The 14,093-nt window shown below is 67.0% G+C and carries 13 protein-coding genes; 4 read left to right on the top strand and 9 right to left on the bottom strand.

Annotated elements, in window-relative coordinates:
* The first annotated feature begins 75 nt into the window (after nucleotides 1-75).
* Entirely contained in the window at nucleotides 76-681 is a 606-nt protein-coding gene (locus N5D91_RS04685; protein WP_180854425.1) for a GNAT family N-acetyltransferase, read from the top strand.
* On the opposite strand, the gene N5D91_RS04680 is transcribed toward N5D91_RS04685, so the two are convergent.
* Nucleotides 591-2,129, bottom strand: a complete 1,539-nt coding sequence (locus N5D91_RS04680; RefSeq protein WP_180854426.1) for a serine hydrolase domain-containing protein — start codon at nucleotides 2,127-2,129, stop codon at nucleotides 591-593. The genes N5D91_RS04685 and N5D91_RS04680 overlap by 91 nt on opposite strands.
* Between N5D91_RS04680 and N5D91_RS04675 the strand changes: the two genes are divergently transcribed.
* From N5D91_RS04675 to N5D91_RS04665, 3 genes are all read left to right on the top strand, one after another.
* Nucleotides 2,106-2,702, top strand: a complete 597-nt coding sequence (locus tag N5D91_RS04675) for a helix-turn-helix domain-containing protein (RefSeq protein WP_110712271.1) — start codon at nucleotides 2,106-2,108, stop codon at nucleotides 2,700-2,702. The two genes, N5D91_RS04680 and N5D91_RS04675, sit on opposite strands and share 24 nt — an antisense overlap.
* A gap of 163 nt (nucleotides 2,703-2,865) precedes the next feature.
* Nucleotides 2,866-3,492: a response regulator transcription factor gene (locus N5D91_RS04670; protein ID WP_153855301.1), complete on the top strand. Its 627-nt coding sequence runs from the start codon at nucleotides 2,866-2,868 to the stop codon at nucleotides 3,490-3,492.
* Entirely contained in the window at nucleotides 3,489-5,816 is a 2,328-nt protein-coding gene (locus tag N5D91_RS04665) for an ATP-binding protein (protein WP_279907108.1), read from the top strand. Before N5D91_RS04670 ends, N5D91_RS04665 begins: the two co-directional genes overlap by 4 nt.
* On the opposite strand, the gene N5D91_RS04660 is transcribed toward N5D91_RS04665, so the two are convergent.
* From N5D91_RS04660 to N5D91_RS04625, 8 genes are all read right to left on the bottom strand, one after another.
* Entirely contained in the window at nucleotides 5,817-6,572 is a 756-nt protein-coding gene (locus N5D91_RS04660) for a SapC family protein (protein ID WP_071227413.1), read from the bottom strand. It abuts the gene before it with no gap.
* 110 nt (nucleotides 6,573-6,682) lie between these two features.
* Nucleotides 6,683-6,955, bottom strand: a complete 273-nt coding sequence (locus N5D91_RS04655) for a hypothetical protein (protein ID WP_005409616.1) — start codon at nucleotides 6,953-6,955, stop codon at nucleotides 6,683-6,685.
* A 198-nt stretch (nucleotides 6,956-7,153) separates the two neighbouring features.
* Complete coding sequence (fusA, locus tag N5D91_RS04650) at nucleotides 7,154-9,190, bottom strand: elongation factor G (protein WP_180846596.1); 2,037 nt, start codon at nucleotides 9,188-9,190, stop codon at nucleotides 7,154-7,156.
* Between the two features lie 416 nt (nucleotides 9,191-9,606).
* Nucleotides 9,607-10,365 carry a hypothetical protein gene (locus N5D91_RS04645; protein ID WP_180854427.1) on the bottom strand — a complete coding sequence of 253 codons (759 nt, stop codon included), beginning with the start codon at nucleotides 10,363-10,365 and terminating at the stop codon, nucleotides 9,607-9,609.
* A 103-nt stretch (nucleotides 10,366-10,468) separates the two neighbouring features.
* Nucleotides 10,469-11,092: a hypothetical protein gene (locus N5D91_RS04640; protein ID WP_180854428.1), complete on the bottom strand. Its 624-nt coding sequence runs from the start codon at nucleotides 11,090-11,092 to the stop codon at nucleotides 10,469-10,471.
* Nucleotides 11,093-11,199: 107 nt separating this feature from the next.
* Nucleotides 11,200-11,961 carry a heme ABC transporter ATP-binding protein gene (locus N5D91_RS04635; protein ID WP_180854429.1) on the bottom strand — a complete coding sequence of 254 codons (762 nt, stop codon included), beginning with the start codon at nucleotides 11,959-11,961 and terminating at the stop codon, nucleotides 11,200-11,202.
* On the bottom strand, nucleotides 11,958-13,001 hold the full coding sequence (locus tag N5D91_RS04630; protein ID WP_110712264.1) for an iron ABC transporter permease: 1,044 nt from the start codon (nucleotides 12,999-13,001) through the stop codon (nucleotides 11,958-11,960). The genes N5D91_RS04635 and N5D91_RS04630 overlap by 4 nt, the downstream gene beginning before the upstream one ends.
* Nucleotides 12,998-14,044 carry an ABC transporter substrate-binding protein gene (locus N5D91_RS04625; RefSeq protein WP_180846593.1) on the bottom strand — a complete coding sequence of 349 codons (1,047 nt, stop codon included), beginning with the start codon at nucleotides 14,042-14,044 and terminating at the stop codon, nucleotides 12,998-13,000. Before N5D91_RS04625 ends, N5D91_RS04630 begins: the two co-directional genes overlap by 4 nt.
* Nucleotides 14,045-14,093 lie beyond the last annotated feature (49 nt).

Raw genomic sequence — 14,093 nt, 5'->3', positions numbered from 1 at the left:
CCCCCTGCGTCCGTCATGCTCCATGCAGATACGATGCAGGGGTTGCCAGAAAGGTTTAAACGGATGAGGCGGACGATGGACGGGCACTTCGACAGTACAGACCTGCCAGGCAGTGATGGCTTTGGGATTCGGGCCCTGCTCACCGATGACCTGGATCTGATCTGCGCCCACCGCGAGGCGATGTTCCGCGAGAGTGGCCGCCCAGCAGACGTGCTGGAGCAGATGGCCGGTCCTTTCCGTGCCTGGCTCGCGCCGCGCCTGGCCTCCGGCGACTATTTCGGATTTGCCCTCACGGACCTGGGGCGCCCCATCGCGGGCATCGGCCTGATGCTGATCGACTGGCCGCCCCACCCTGCCCACCCGGAGCAGAACAGCCGTGGCTATGTGTTGAACGTCTACGTCGAGCCGGCCTATCGCCGGCGTGGGATCGCCCGCACGCTGATGTCATGGGCCGACCGTGCTTTCGCCGAACGCGGCGTCACCTATGCGGTGCTGCACGCCACCGAACAGGGAAGGCCGCTGTACGCCGATCTGGGCTGGGCGCCGACCAGCGAAATGGCCCGCACCCTGGACGCCGCCGCTCCCGGCAGTCAATCCAGCGCGAACCCTGCAACCTTGCCTTCTTCGTCGGGGCGGATCATGTACGGCATGAAGACGCCCGGCCCAAAGGTTGCCACGTAGCGGTACATCGTGCCCCTCTCGCTGGCCTGGGTACCTTTGAAGATCAGGGTGGCCGGCTTCCCGTAGGGCGCGACCGCCTTCGATAGCCCGGCGCCCATCCCCGCCTCCAGCCTTGCACGCAGGTTCGCGCTGAAATCCGCATAGCCGTGCCCGGCCTGCAATTGTTCAAACGTCGCACGCGCACGCGCGGTGACTGCGGCCTCTTCGCCAGGCGCAGGCCGGCTCCAGGCAGCGACGATGGCGGGATGAAGCGCACTGAAGACCGCATTGGTCAGCGTGATCCCGGCCTCCGGCGCCTTGTCCCCAAGATTGGTGAAGGCAATGATGCGCAGCCCAAGATCGGGAAAATATTCGTCGGCGGTGGTGAACCCCTGCGAACCACCGGTATGGCCGATCCGGGCCTGGCCGTAGACCGCATTGACGAACAACCCCAGCCCATAGTCGGCGCTGCCACCCTCACCGGTGTGGACCGGCGTGATCATTTCACGGTAGCCGGCCTGGCTGACCACGCGACCCTCGCTCAGGCCGTGGTCCCAGCGCGCGAGGTCGTCCAGCGTACTGACCAGGGCGCCGGCAGCACCGCTCCAGTCCGGGTGGAAGTAAGGTGATCGGCGCAGGACGCCCGCCTCGTGCCGATACCCCACCGCCATGCCTTGCAGTCGCCCCGTGTCGGCCAGGGTGAAGGTATGCCGCATGCCCAGCGGCTCCAGCAGGTGCCGTCGCACGTAGTCGACGTAACGCTCGCCCGATACCACCTCGATGACCCGGCCGAGCAGGATGTATCCGGTATTGGAGTACGACCAGCGGCTGCCCGGCGCGAAATCGAGAGGGCGATCGCTGATACGCGCGATCAGCCGATCAAACGCAATCGGCTGCGTCACCAGGGCATCGACCTCCGGTTCGGGCCCGTCGAAATAGTCATGCAGGCCGCTGGTATGGGACAGCAGCTGGCGCAGGGTCACCTCCTGCGCATGCGGGGCGTCTGGCAGGTACCTGGCAAGTGGATCATCCAGCGTGAGCCTGCCGGCCTCCTGCAGCTGCACGACCGCAGCGGCGGTGAACTGCTTGGTGATCGAGCCGATCTCGAAGGGCGTGTCGGCACGCACCGCCAGCCCCCGCGCCAGATCGCGCTGGCCATAGGCCTTCGCGTGGATCAGGCGCCCGTCCTGGAGGACCATCACCGCCGCACCGGGAACATTGAAGCGACGCATGACCTGGCCGACGCCACTGTCGATGCCTTGGATCACGGCCGCATCCAGTGTGCCTTTCGCTCTGCCCGAAACATCGCTACGTACCACTTCCGTGGCAACAGCGGGCCTGCTGCTGCCCATCATTGCCAACAGCAGGCCACCCAGGGCAATCCAGATACGTGCCGTGCGCATTTCCGAGCCCATATAATTCAAATTTGAACTATAGTTTGAATTATGAACTCCCCCGCCGCAAGCCACCCCAGCCCGGCAGCGCTCAAGCTGACACCCACCCAGCTTGCGGCGATGGCCTCCCCCACACGGATGGCGATACTGCAGCGCCTGGACGCAGAGGGTCCGGCGAGCATCCGCGAGCTTGCCGAGCGCCTGGGCCGCCCGGCCACAGCGCTCTACCACCATCTGGCGCACCTGGAGAAGCATGGCCTGGTACGCATCACCGAGCACCGCGACACCGGCCGCCGGCCTGAAGCGGTCTACGCGGCGGCGTCGGCACAGCTGTCCTCCCGCGACGCGGTGCGCACCCCGTCCGGCCGGCGGAGTCTCGTTCACGTGGCGACACGCGTCGTCGCCGCCACCCTGCGCGCCTTCGCCTCGGCCGCCACCCATGCCGCCGCCCGCTTTGAAGGACCGCACCGCAACTGCGTGGTCAGGCACCTGTCCTTCCGCGCCGACGATGCGCGCCTCGCCCGCATCAACGCATTGATCGACGAGCTTGAGGCCACCGGGCTCGACGCCGGCACACAGGGCGACACCATGCTGTTGACCGTCCTGATGGCACCTGCCACACACAAGCCGCGCGGAACACCGACCTGACAGGCTCGTCCATCGCCCTCATCAATGAATATTGCCCAGTTCAATTTTCATTGATGATCGATTCTTAGGAATAATCGCAAAAACCCTGCAGATTGAATGATCAGCGGGGCGTCAGCGCCAGAATGATCGCCACGCCCCTGCGGCGCCGATCACCTCCCTGCGCATGAATGGACATCCCGCACCGCGCCGACTGCGCCTGGCACTCCTGGACGACCATGAAGTCGTCCGCCGTGGCACCGGCCTGCACCTGTCACAGGACGCCCGCTTCAGGATCATCGCCAGCCACGGGCACAGTGACGCCTTCATCCAGACCCTGCAGAAGACGCGGGTGGATGTCGCGATCATCGATCTGACACTGGCCCGCGACGATCGCAGCAGCGCGGAGCTGATCCCCCTGCTGCGCAGCGCATTCCCACGCACGCCACTGCTTGCCTTCGCCACCCTCTCCCCCGCCACCCATCTCCATCACCTGCTGGAGGCCGGCATCAGCGGTATCGTCAGCAAGGCCGAGCCACTGCCCATGCTGTCCGAAGCGATCATCCGTGTGTCGCAGGGGCTCGAGCGCCTGCCACCCGACCGCACCATTCCGGCAGACTGCGGTGAGCTCAGCCGCAACGAGCGCGAAGTGCTGAACCTGCTGCTGGCTGGCCTGACCGTCTCCGAGATCGCGCTGCACCGTCACCGCAGCGTCAAGACCGTCAGCACGCAGAAGATCGCGGTCCTGCGCAAGCTCGGGCTGCGCAACGATGCCGAAATCTATGCCATGCGGCGCCCACAGGACGCCCCGTGACGCGGCGCGACCACCCTCGCCGGCAGGGCTCCCTCCTCCTGCTGCTGGCCCTGCTTCTGCTGCCGGCCGCTTCGGCCGAGGACGCGCAGTCACAACGATGGCTGCCCGGTCGCGAGGTCCGCGTCGCCACCGCACCCTCGCTGCGCCCATTGCCCTCAGACCTTGCGGGCACGGCGCCGCTGCCCACCCTCGCCCACGGCTACGCCGATCTCGTGGCGCGACATTCCGGACTCCAGTTCAAGGAGCACCCCTATCCCAGCACCGGCACATCGGTGAGCGCCGTATGCCGTGGCGACGCCGACCTGGTACTGGTGGTCGGGGCGGCCAGGCATCTGCCGCCGTCCTGCCCCCATCTGGTGGCCTCTGCCCCTTTCCGAGGTAGCAGGACCATGCTGGCCGGCCGCGTGGATGAGCGCTTGCCGCAAGACATCGCGCAACTGGATGGCCGAACGGTTGCGGTGGTCAGCGGCGGGCCCTATGCCGGATGGCTGGCCGCCCATCATCCGCAGGTTCCACTGCTGTACCTGCCTGACCGGCATGCCACATTGGCCGCGGTCGAGGCCGGCATGGCCGATGTCGCGATAGGCGTGGAGACCACTCTGCAACCGATGATCCGGCAGTACTTCGCCGGCCAGCTGCAGGTGCAGCCATTCGAGATCGGGCTCTCCACCGACCTGCGCCTGCTGGTACGCCACGAGGACCGGCAACTGCTGGCACGCATCGACCAGGCCCTGCAGGACATCACACTGGAAGAGCATGCCGGCCTGCTGCAGCTCTGGGCCTGGCAGATACTGCCGGCTCCGGTTGGAAAGGCGCTGGACTGGCTGCGCACGCCGCCCCCGATCTGGCTGTTGGCAGTGCTGGCACTGCTGGCCGGCCTTCCCGTGTTCTGGCTTTCGCTGCACCAGCAACGCGGACGTGAGCGGCGCAAGCAGACACGCGCAGCAGGTGTGATCAGCCACGAGATACGCAATTCGGCCCAGGTGGTACTGGCCTCGATCGACCTGCTCAGTCAATCGCCCGCGCCCAAGGCGCAACGCGAACTGCTTGCCGCCGCCAAAGCCGCAGGCCATGCGCTGCGCGGCATGTTGAATCGCTCACTGGAGTTCGCGCGCTTGGCCGAAGGGGGATTCACGCCCCGCGCACAGGCCTGCGATGTGTTCCTGCTCTGCCGCCAATCGTTGGACGCAGTCCGCCCACAGGCACTGCTGAAAGGACTCGAACTGCGCTTCGAAGGCACGCCGGACCAGGCATCCGCCGTCGCTCTCGACCCCGAGGGACTGCGCCAGATTGTCGACAACCTGCTGGCCAACGCAGTGAAGTTCACCGATATCGGCGGGATCGATCTGCGTGTACAGCTGAGACCAGCCACCGATCCCCAGGAGCTGCTGCTCGATGTGATCGACAGCGGCATCGGCATCGATGCCCGCCAGGCTGCACGATTGTTCCAGCCGTTCCAGCAAGGCAAGGACGGGCAGGCGCGCGGCGGCAGCGGATTGGGCCTGGCGATCGCCCGCGGACTGGCCCACGCCATGCGTGGCACGCTGACACTGCACAGTGTGCCGGGTCGCGGCAGCCGGTTTACCCTGCGCTTGCCGGTGCAGGCTGCAAGATCCGACTTGCCGCCAGCGGAACAGACACTCCTCGGCCTTCCGCTTGCCGGCCTGGATCTGTTGCTGGTCGAAGATCACGCGATGAATCGCCAGATCATCGCCGAACAACTGCGCCGCCTTGGGGCCGAGGTCCGCGCCCTGGCCGACGCTGACGATGCCCTTGCCGAGCAAGCGCAGACCCCGCGACGGATCGTGCTGGTGGACATCGGCCTGCAGGGCATGGATGGCTACGCGCTGGCGCAGCAACTGCGCAACCAGCCCGGGGAACCGCCGCGGCTGATTGCACTGTCAGCCCGGACAGGACGCAGGCACGCGACGCGTTGCCGCAATGCAGGATTCCATGCAGTCCTGGCCAAGCCCCTGCAGATCGGACAACTGCTGCAGGCACTGGAGCTGCCGCCAGCGGCAGGGGCTACGACCGTCGACACCGTCGCGCCGCTGGATCAGGCCTATCTGGCCGACATCAACGGCGAGCTGCTGGGCATCGAGCAGGCCGCGGAGGACTACGATGCCACGGCGCTGCGTCATCACGCACATCGCCTGCAGGGTACGCTGCAATTCTGTTGCGCAACCGATCAGGCCGGAATCGCGTCCGACCTGTGGGCGCTGGGAAACGACGCCGCACCCGACTGGGCCGATGTGCGGCGCTTGCTGCAGCTGCTGCAGCACTGGCATGGCTCCCGCAGTGCGGACGCCATGCGCTCTGACTGATCAGGCCGCCAGACGCTCGACCTGGCGACGGGTCAGGTCGTTGAAACGCCCCAGCGACATCAGGTGCTGGTGGATCAGGGCCAGCCAGCCGCTGCGGTGCCACTCGATCACGGTCGCTTCCGGCAGTGCCACGAACTTCTCCACGTCCACGACCTGGAAGCCGTTGAGGTTGAATTCGCGGCCATCCGGAGTGCGGACGGTGGCGTTGCGCTCGACCAGCAGGCCGTTGTCAATCAGGGCCTTGGAGAAGGCCTGGGTCTGTTCGTGCTCGCGGGTGTACTGGCCGCAGAACTCCAACGCCTGCTGCACCATGTCGGTGGCCTTGCCATCAACGAACAGCGGCTGGCCTTCGTCACCACCCTTGACCACGCGCGCGCTCTCTTCGTCGATGCCCAGCAGGAAGTCGTTCTCCGCGCCGGTGTCGATGAAGATGAAGGGGTGACGACGCAGGTAGGCCGGGATATAGGCCTCGTCTTCCCACAGGCCGTCCTTGATGAACAGGTTCTGGTCGGACACGCCCACGGCAGCCATCGGCACCGCGGTCGGGCCAGCGAACAGGATCGGGAAGTGATGCAGCGCCAGCGAGAACTCGCCGAGCACCAGCGGGATGGCGTTGTTGCCGGCAGCAAACTCGAGCCTGCCCGGCAGGATGCGCAGATCGGCGTGCACATCGGCCTGCAGCGGCACCGGACGGGTGTAGAACAGGGGGGCGCTGCTCGGCGCCGCTTCGGTGGTGGTGTCGCTGGTGGTGGTCATCTTGGGAACCGTTCGATCATGCGCGCCTGCCATCCCGGGCGCGCCAGCGGGAACAACCTGAATCCCGCATTATCAACAAGCTCGATGACAACGGCCACCCCACCGACGGCCTATTTCAACTGCAGGGGGTAGCGCTGCCAGAGGACGTGGACCAGGAACCCGGCCAGCTCGGTGTCGCGCGCGCTCACCGCCGCGCGGATCTTGTCCAGCAGCACCATGTCCGAGCAGGAGCGCACATCGGCATGGTTGGCCTGCCCGGCCCGGCGGGCGCGGTAGCGCGCGGCGCGCTGCGCATCACTCATTGCGTACCCGAACTTGGGCGGACGACCGCGCTTTCGCGGCAGGGTCAGCTCCAGGGTTCCGGGGTCTTTGTCATCACGCATGAGAGGGGTGCGGGCGGCGGCGAGCAACGGGGGGTGCGCAATTTATCGTGAGGCATCACTTTAATCCAGCTTTTTCTGCAGTTTTGTTGCGATGCAATGCAAAAACCGCACGCCACGAAGTATCCATCCACGCCTTGCGTGGATGCGCGTTCCAGGCAACAAAAAAGGGAGCCCGTGAACGGGCTCCCCTCACCTTCTTCATGCAGCGCGTACCGGCTCGTAACCATGCAGGTGCGCCTCACTGCTGGCCCGCCCCTGGCTGAGCGAACGCAGCGAGGTGGTGTAACCCACCAGCTGCGCCAGCGGAGCGAAACCACTGACCTCGGCACGACCGTCCTGGTCCTCGATGCGGGCAATACGGCCGTGGCGTCGATTGAGGTCGCCGACCACGTCACCCACCGACGCAGACGGCGAATGCACCGTCACCGCCATCACCGGCTCCAGCAGCTGCGTGCCACCCTCGGCCAGCGCCGCCTTGATCGCCTCGGCGCCTGCGCGATGGAACGCCATCTCCGAGGAGTCCTTGGCATGGGTCTGGCCATCGACAAGACTGACCTCGATGCCGACCACCGGATGGCCCTGCGGACCTTCCGACAGCGCGGCACGCACGCCCTTCTCCACCGCCGCGATGAAGCTGCGCGGCACCACGCCACCGACGATGCGGTCGTTGAACACGACCTGGTCGTCCTCGCGCGGCGACACATCCAGCACCACGTGCGCGAACTGGCCCTGGCCACCGGTCTGCTTGACCAGTCGCCCGACGACGCCGTTCATCGCACGCATCGGCGTCTCCTGGTAGGCCACGCGCGGCGCACCCACGCCCACATCGACCTTCCATTCGCTGCGCAGGCGCTCGACCATCACCTCCAGGTGCAGCTCGCCCATGCCCCAGACCAGGGTCTCCGCCGTGTCGCGATCGGTTTCGACGCGGAACGACGGATCTTCCTGGGCCAGGCTGGCCAGACCCTGCGCCATCCGGATCAGGTCGGCCGCACGCGCCGGTTCCAACCGCCAGGCCAGCACCGGCATCTGGGCCTGGATGCTCTCCAGGCGCAACGGCTGCGCACGCCCACTCAGCGTTTCACCGCTGACCGCATCCTTCCAGCCCAGCACCGCCACGATATCGCCGGCCACGGCCTGCTCGATGTCGTGGGTCTGGTCGGCCTGCACTCGAACCAGGCGGCTGACACGCCGCCCCTGCGGATGCTGCGAACTGGCCACGGCATCGCCGACCTTCAACGTGCCCGAGTACAGCCGCACGAAGCTCAGCGCACCGTGCTGCTGGTGGGTGATCTTGAACAACAGACCGGCCAGCGGACCGTCCGGATCCGGCGGCAACACCACCTCGCCGCTCTCGCTTTCGGCGGTCACGGCAGGGCGATCCAGCGGCGACGGCAGGTAATCGACCACCGCATCCAGCAGCGTCTCGATGCCCTTGTCCTTGAAGGCCGCACCGGCCAGTACCGGCACGCCCGCACCGGCCAGCGTCGCCCGTCGGATCGCCGCGCGCAGCTGTTCGGCATCGATCGCGCGACCTTCCAGCCAGGCATCGGCCAGAAGTTCGTCGTGGTCGGCCACGGCCTCGACCAACGCATCGCGTCGCGACTGCCACGTTGCGCGCAGCGTGTCGTCCCAGGGCGTGATCGCGGTCGCAGCACCGTCCTGCCAGTGCAGTACGCGCTCATCGACCAAGTCGACCCAGCCGCCGAAGTCGCTTTCGCTGCCCAGCGGCACGCCCAGCGCCCACGGCCGCGCCTGCAGCTTGTCCTGCAGCTGCTCCAGCACGCGCTCGAACGAAGCGCCGACGCGGTCCATCTTGTTGACGAAGGCGATCAGCGGCACGCGGTGACGCCGCGCCTGGCGCCACACCGTCTCAGACTGCGGCTGCACGCCATCCACGGCCGAGAACACGGCCACGGCACCGTCAAGCACGCGCAGCGAACGCTCGACTTCAATGGCGAAGTCGATGTGGCCCGGGGTGTCGATCAGGGTCAGCCGATGCGGCGGCAGGTCGCGCGGCGCCCACTGCGCCTGTACGGCAGCAGCGCCGATGGTGATGCCACGTTCGCGTTCGATCGCCGAGAAATCAGTGGTCGCGTTGCCATCGTGCACTTCGCCGACGCGATGGATCTCGCCGCTTTTCCACAGCAGGCGTTCGGTCAACGTGGTCTTGCCGGCGTCGATGTGGGCAATGATGCCAAGGTTGCGACGGCGGGAAAGGACTTGGGTGTTCATGAGAAAGGTTCCTGCAAAGCCAACTCCAGGGGCCGCACACCCCGGTTGGCGACAGGGTGCGCGGCTAGCGTTCGGTCTCCGTGATCTGGTGCATGGCACGTTCTCCTTGCGGTACATCGGGTTACGGGAAATGGAACTGCGGAAACGAAAAGAGCGCCCCGGAGGGCGCTCTGTCGAAGGTCCAGCGATGGCCGCTTCAACGGCCTCGTGGGGCTCCAGGCAGACACGCCCGTTCCGCGCTTGCGCGGGTCAGGGTGAAAAACTTCAGGAGCGGCATCCGGTTCATGGGGCGCATTCTAGACCTGCCAATCTGGCGCGCAAGTGAATATTGCGCACATCAATGGAACGATGAGGCCGACGGGCATCGGGGTCGGATCCCTTTGCCACAGGCAAAGGGATCTGACCCCCGACTCAGCTCACTTGCACTCGTGCAGCTTGCGCGCCTCACCCACCGTCGCAGCCTGGTCGTCACCCATCGAGATCCAGCCCTTCAACGACATCGCCGGATCCGCATGTGGCAGCCGCGGCCCCTCATGGACAACCACCTCGGTCCAGCTGCCCACCGGCGCCAACTCGGACAGGCGTGCCGCCTGGTCGTCCTCAGTACTGAACATGTCGTCCGGACCGGCCGGCGGCGTGGTATTCACGGTTTCCGTCTTGCGGGTTCGTACCCGAAGCGCACCATCCGGGAGCCGCTGGGTGATGACGTCGTAGCGCTCGACGCCATACGCCCACCTGCTTTCGCCAACGCTGCGGGTCTCGCTACCGTCATCAGCCACGGCCACCACCTCGCCTGCCGGCCCGACGACGCCCGCGACAATCCCAAGGCCTGACATCAGTGCCTGATAGACGATCATCTGCCGCTGCTCGGAGGTCAACGCTCCGGCTTTGAGCTTGGCGGCAGGAATCTGCAGGTACGCCGCTTCACTGCACAGCACCAGCACCTGCTGGTCGTCCCAGCTCACCGACATTTCCTCGTTGGCGAAGTACTGCGTCTTCATCGATGTCACAGCAGCACCGTCGCTACTGGAATGCAGGGTCTCGATCAGCGAGGCGTTCTCGGCCGCGTGGGTCAGCGAAACTGGAGATGTCGACGCCGCATTGGCGGCAAATGCAGAGAAAAAGGCCGATGCGAACAGCAACGTCCGCGAAACACCTGAAGCGGAGGGCAACATTGAATCAGTCCATTGAATGTAACTGGCGCCGAATGATACAGCGTCCGGATGGCGCGACCCATCAGTCAGCACCTGCAGATCCACTTCATTGGAAACCTCCCGCTCAGCGGATGAACAGCGGCAGGGCCAGGATGCTGTCGCACGCCGGTGTGCAGCTGCGGAACTGCTCGGCGAGCACTTCGGCGCTCGGCGCGCCCGGCGCTGGTGTCGCCAGCCGGATGTGGAAGGGATGGCGTTCCAGCAGCCAGGGCTGCGTCTGCTGCAACAGCCGTAACGACTCCGCTTCGCGATCGCGTACCGAGATCCAGGTCGGCCTTGAGTGCAGGCGGTCGAACAGTCCAGACACCACAACTTCACCGATGTAGGTCGTTTCGCCTGCGCGCACGTCGAAAGTCAGCGCTTCGTCTTCGGGCACCGCCCCGACGTATCCATAACCGTGTTCGGTCAGGTAGCCGACATAGTGTCGCCCGGCCTTGGCGCGGACGGCGGCCAGACCGGCCCTGCAGCCGAACTCGAATTCACCGCGCAGGTCAGCCAACGGCGACGTCGACCGCGTGCCGCTGGCAAAGATCGTGATCAGCCTGATGTTGCTGGTGGCACAGTTCACCGACATCACCACGTAGCCCTCGTCCGCGGCCAGTGGGACATCCGGTCGTGCCTTCAGCGTCGCGCACCCCCCCAGCACCGTCGCGAGCGCTGCCGCGACCACCCACGAAATCCCTTTCATCGTGCTTGCCCCCTGGTTCCGGCGGAGCATACGGGATCCGCTGCCGCCGCGCCATTGAGGGGCCTGATGCCGCGGTCAGAAGCGCCCAGCGCGACGCCCTCACACGGTCACGTGACCACCACCAGCGGCACCCCACGCCGCGGATGCTCCAGCACCACCACATCCTGCTGGTAGACCCGCTGCAGGTTGTCTTCGGTCAGCACCTGCAACGGCGTGCCATCGGCCGCCACCCTGCCCTGCTCCAGCAGCACGATGCGGTCGGCATAACCGGCGGCCAGATTGAGGTCGTGCAGCACCACGATCACGCACGCACCCGCTTCGGCACAGGCGCGCACACTGCGCAGCGTGCGCTCCTGGTGGCGCAGATCGAGCGCAGCGGTCGGTTCATCGAGCAACAGCAGCGGCGTGTCCTGCGCCAGCACGCGCGCGAACGTGGTCCGTGCGGACTCGCCCCCGGACAGCTGCTGCACCTCACGCAGGCGCAGCGCCTGCAGCTCGGCGGCGTCGATCGCCGCTTCCACCTGGGCGTCGTCCGCCACCGGATCCGGCGGATGCGGCAACCGTCCCATCGCCACTACTTCCTCCACGCTGAAGGCGAAACGCACGCCATGCTCCTGTGGCATCACCGCGCGCTCGCGCGCCAGTGGTCCGGCCTTGTAGCTGGCCAGCGGCCGGCCCAGCAGACTGACTTCGCCCGCGTCAACGCGCAGGTCACCGGCGGCGACCGCCAACAACGTGGACTTGCCCGCGCCATTCGGGCCCACCAGCGCGGTGACCGTACCCGGTTCGAACGCCAGCGAGATGCCATGCAGGATCTCGCGCTGCTGGCGGCGCACCACCACCTCGTGCAGCTTCAACAGCCCGCTCATGGCGCGGCCTTGCGGCGCTGCTGCAGCACCAGCCAGAGGAAGAACGGTGCGCCCAGTGCGGCCGAGAACAGGCCCAGCGGAATCTCCGCCGGCGGATCCAATGTGCGCGCGGCGGTGTCGGCCACCACGATCAGCAGCGCACCGAGCAGCCCGGACAACGGCAGCAGCCAGCGATGACCAGGGCCGACCAGCAGGCGCGCCACGTGCGGCACCACCAGACCGACGAAGCTGATCGAGCCCGCAAACGCCACCGCCGCACCCACCAGCAGCGCACTGAACGCCACCAGGCGGCGACGCGTGCGGGTGACATCCAGCCCGAGGTGCTGTGCCTGGCGTTCGCCCAGCGCCAGCATGTCCAGCGGCGTGGCCAACCGCTGCAACGCAAACACGCCGATGGCAAACAGCGGCACCACGGCCGCTACATCGGCCCAGTTGGCACGCGCCAGCGAGCCCATCTGCCAGAACACCAGCGACTGCAGCTCGCTTTCGCTGGCGATGTAAGTGAGAAAGCCGATCAGTGCCGAGCAGAACGCGGCCATCGCGATGCCGACCAGCAGCAGCGTGGCGTTGCCCGTACCCTTGCCGGGCCGGGCCAAGGCGTAGGTCAGGCCGATTGCCAGCGCGCCGCCAGCGAACGCCGCCACCGGCACCAGCCAGCCGGCAGCGCCCGCGGCGCCGAGAACAATGGCAGCGACCGCACCCAGCGCAGCACCCTGGCTGACACCGACGATACCGGGATCGGCCAGCGGGTTGCCGAACAGACCCTGCAGGCTGGCACCGGCCATCGCCAGCGAGGCACCAACCATTGCGCCCAACAGGGCGCGCGGAATGCGCAGCTGCCAGACCACGGCCAGGTCACGACTGCTGACCGCCTGCGGATCAAGCAGTCCCAGCTTCACACCCAGCGCCTGCACCACCTCCAGCGGCGGCAGCCGCAGCGGGCCGACGGCGAATGAAGCCAGCACCGCCCCCAGCAGTGCCAGCAACGCCACCAGCAACATCGTCCGCCCGCGACGGCGGCGCCGATCCGCCGGACTCATGCCTTCGGCAACGCCGCCAGGGCCTTGGCCAGCGCCAGCGCGCCAGCACCGGAGCCGACACTGGTGTACTTCAGCTGCACATCCGGCATCACCCAGACCCGGTTGGCCTGCCCGGCCGGGGTCTGCTTCAGCGTCGGGTAGGACTTCCACAGGCCCTCGGCGCCGCCGAACAACTGCAGGTCATGCTCGGTCACCAGGATCACCTCCGGCGCCGCCGCGACCACGCCCTCATTGCTCAGCTGCGAGTAGTTCTTCACTCCCGCTTCGGTACCGATGTTGACGCCGCCGGCCAGGGCGATCAGCTGCGCCGACGCACTGTCAGCACCGGCCACGGTCGGTGCGCCACCGGCGCCGGTGGCCGAGACGTGGATCAGTCGTGGCGCATGGCCCAGGCCCTTGCCAATCGCTGCAGCCTCGTCGAGCTGACGCTGCACCTGCGTGGCAAGCGCCTGCCCTGCCTCGGCCAGCCCTAGTGCGGCGGCGACCTTGCGCACCTTGTCCGGCGCTGGCTGCAGGTCGTCGATGACCACGGCCGGTTCACCCACTTCGCGCAGTTTCCTGGCCAGCTCGGTATGGCGGCGCAGGCTGTTGCCGAGGAACAGCGAGCCCTTCAGGCTCAGCACGCCTTCCACGCCCGTGGTGCGGTTGAACAGGAACTGGTGCGGCGCGGCCAGGCCGGCCCGGGTGGTGGTGTTGGTCGGCGCGGCGAACACCTGCTTGTCCAATCCCAGCGCTTCGATCACCGCGATCACGTCGTCACCACCGGCGATGATGCGGCTGGTATCGGTCACCTCGACGTCGGCGCCGTCATCGGAATGCACCTTGGCCGGCAGCACGGCCTTCTGGTCGCGCACGGCCGGCATATCGGTGCCGGCCACGCGCTGCCAGCCAGCCGGCAGTGCAACTTCGTCAGCCGCGGTCGCGGCGGCAGGCCCAGCCGGCTTGGCGGTGTCCGAGGGTGTCGATGAACCGCCACAGGCAGCCAGTGCCAGCGAGACAGCCAACGGAAGTGCGCACAGGCGCAGACGGGACGCGATGTTCATGCTCGTTCTCCTTGCTGGCAGGGCGACGCGCACGTCGCCCTGCCGTGTG

It is taken from the genome of Stenotrophomonas sp. GD03794, assembly GCF_029842145.1.
Lineage (GTDB): Bacteria > Pseudomonadota > Gammaproteobacteria > Xanthomonadales > Xanthomonadaceae > Stenotrophomonas > Stenotrophomonas riyadhensis.
The sequence above is the reverse complement of the archived record's forward strand: the minus strand, read 5'-3'. Positions and strand labels throughout refer to the sequence as shown.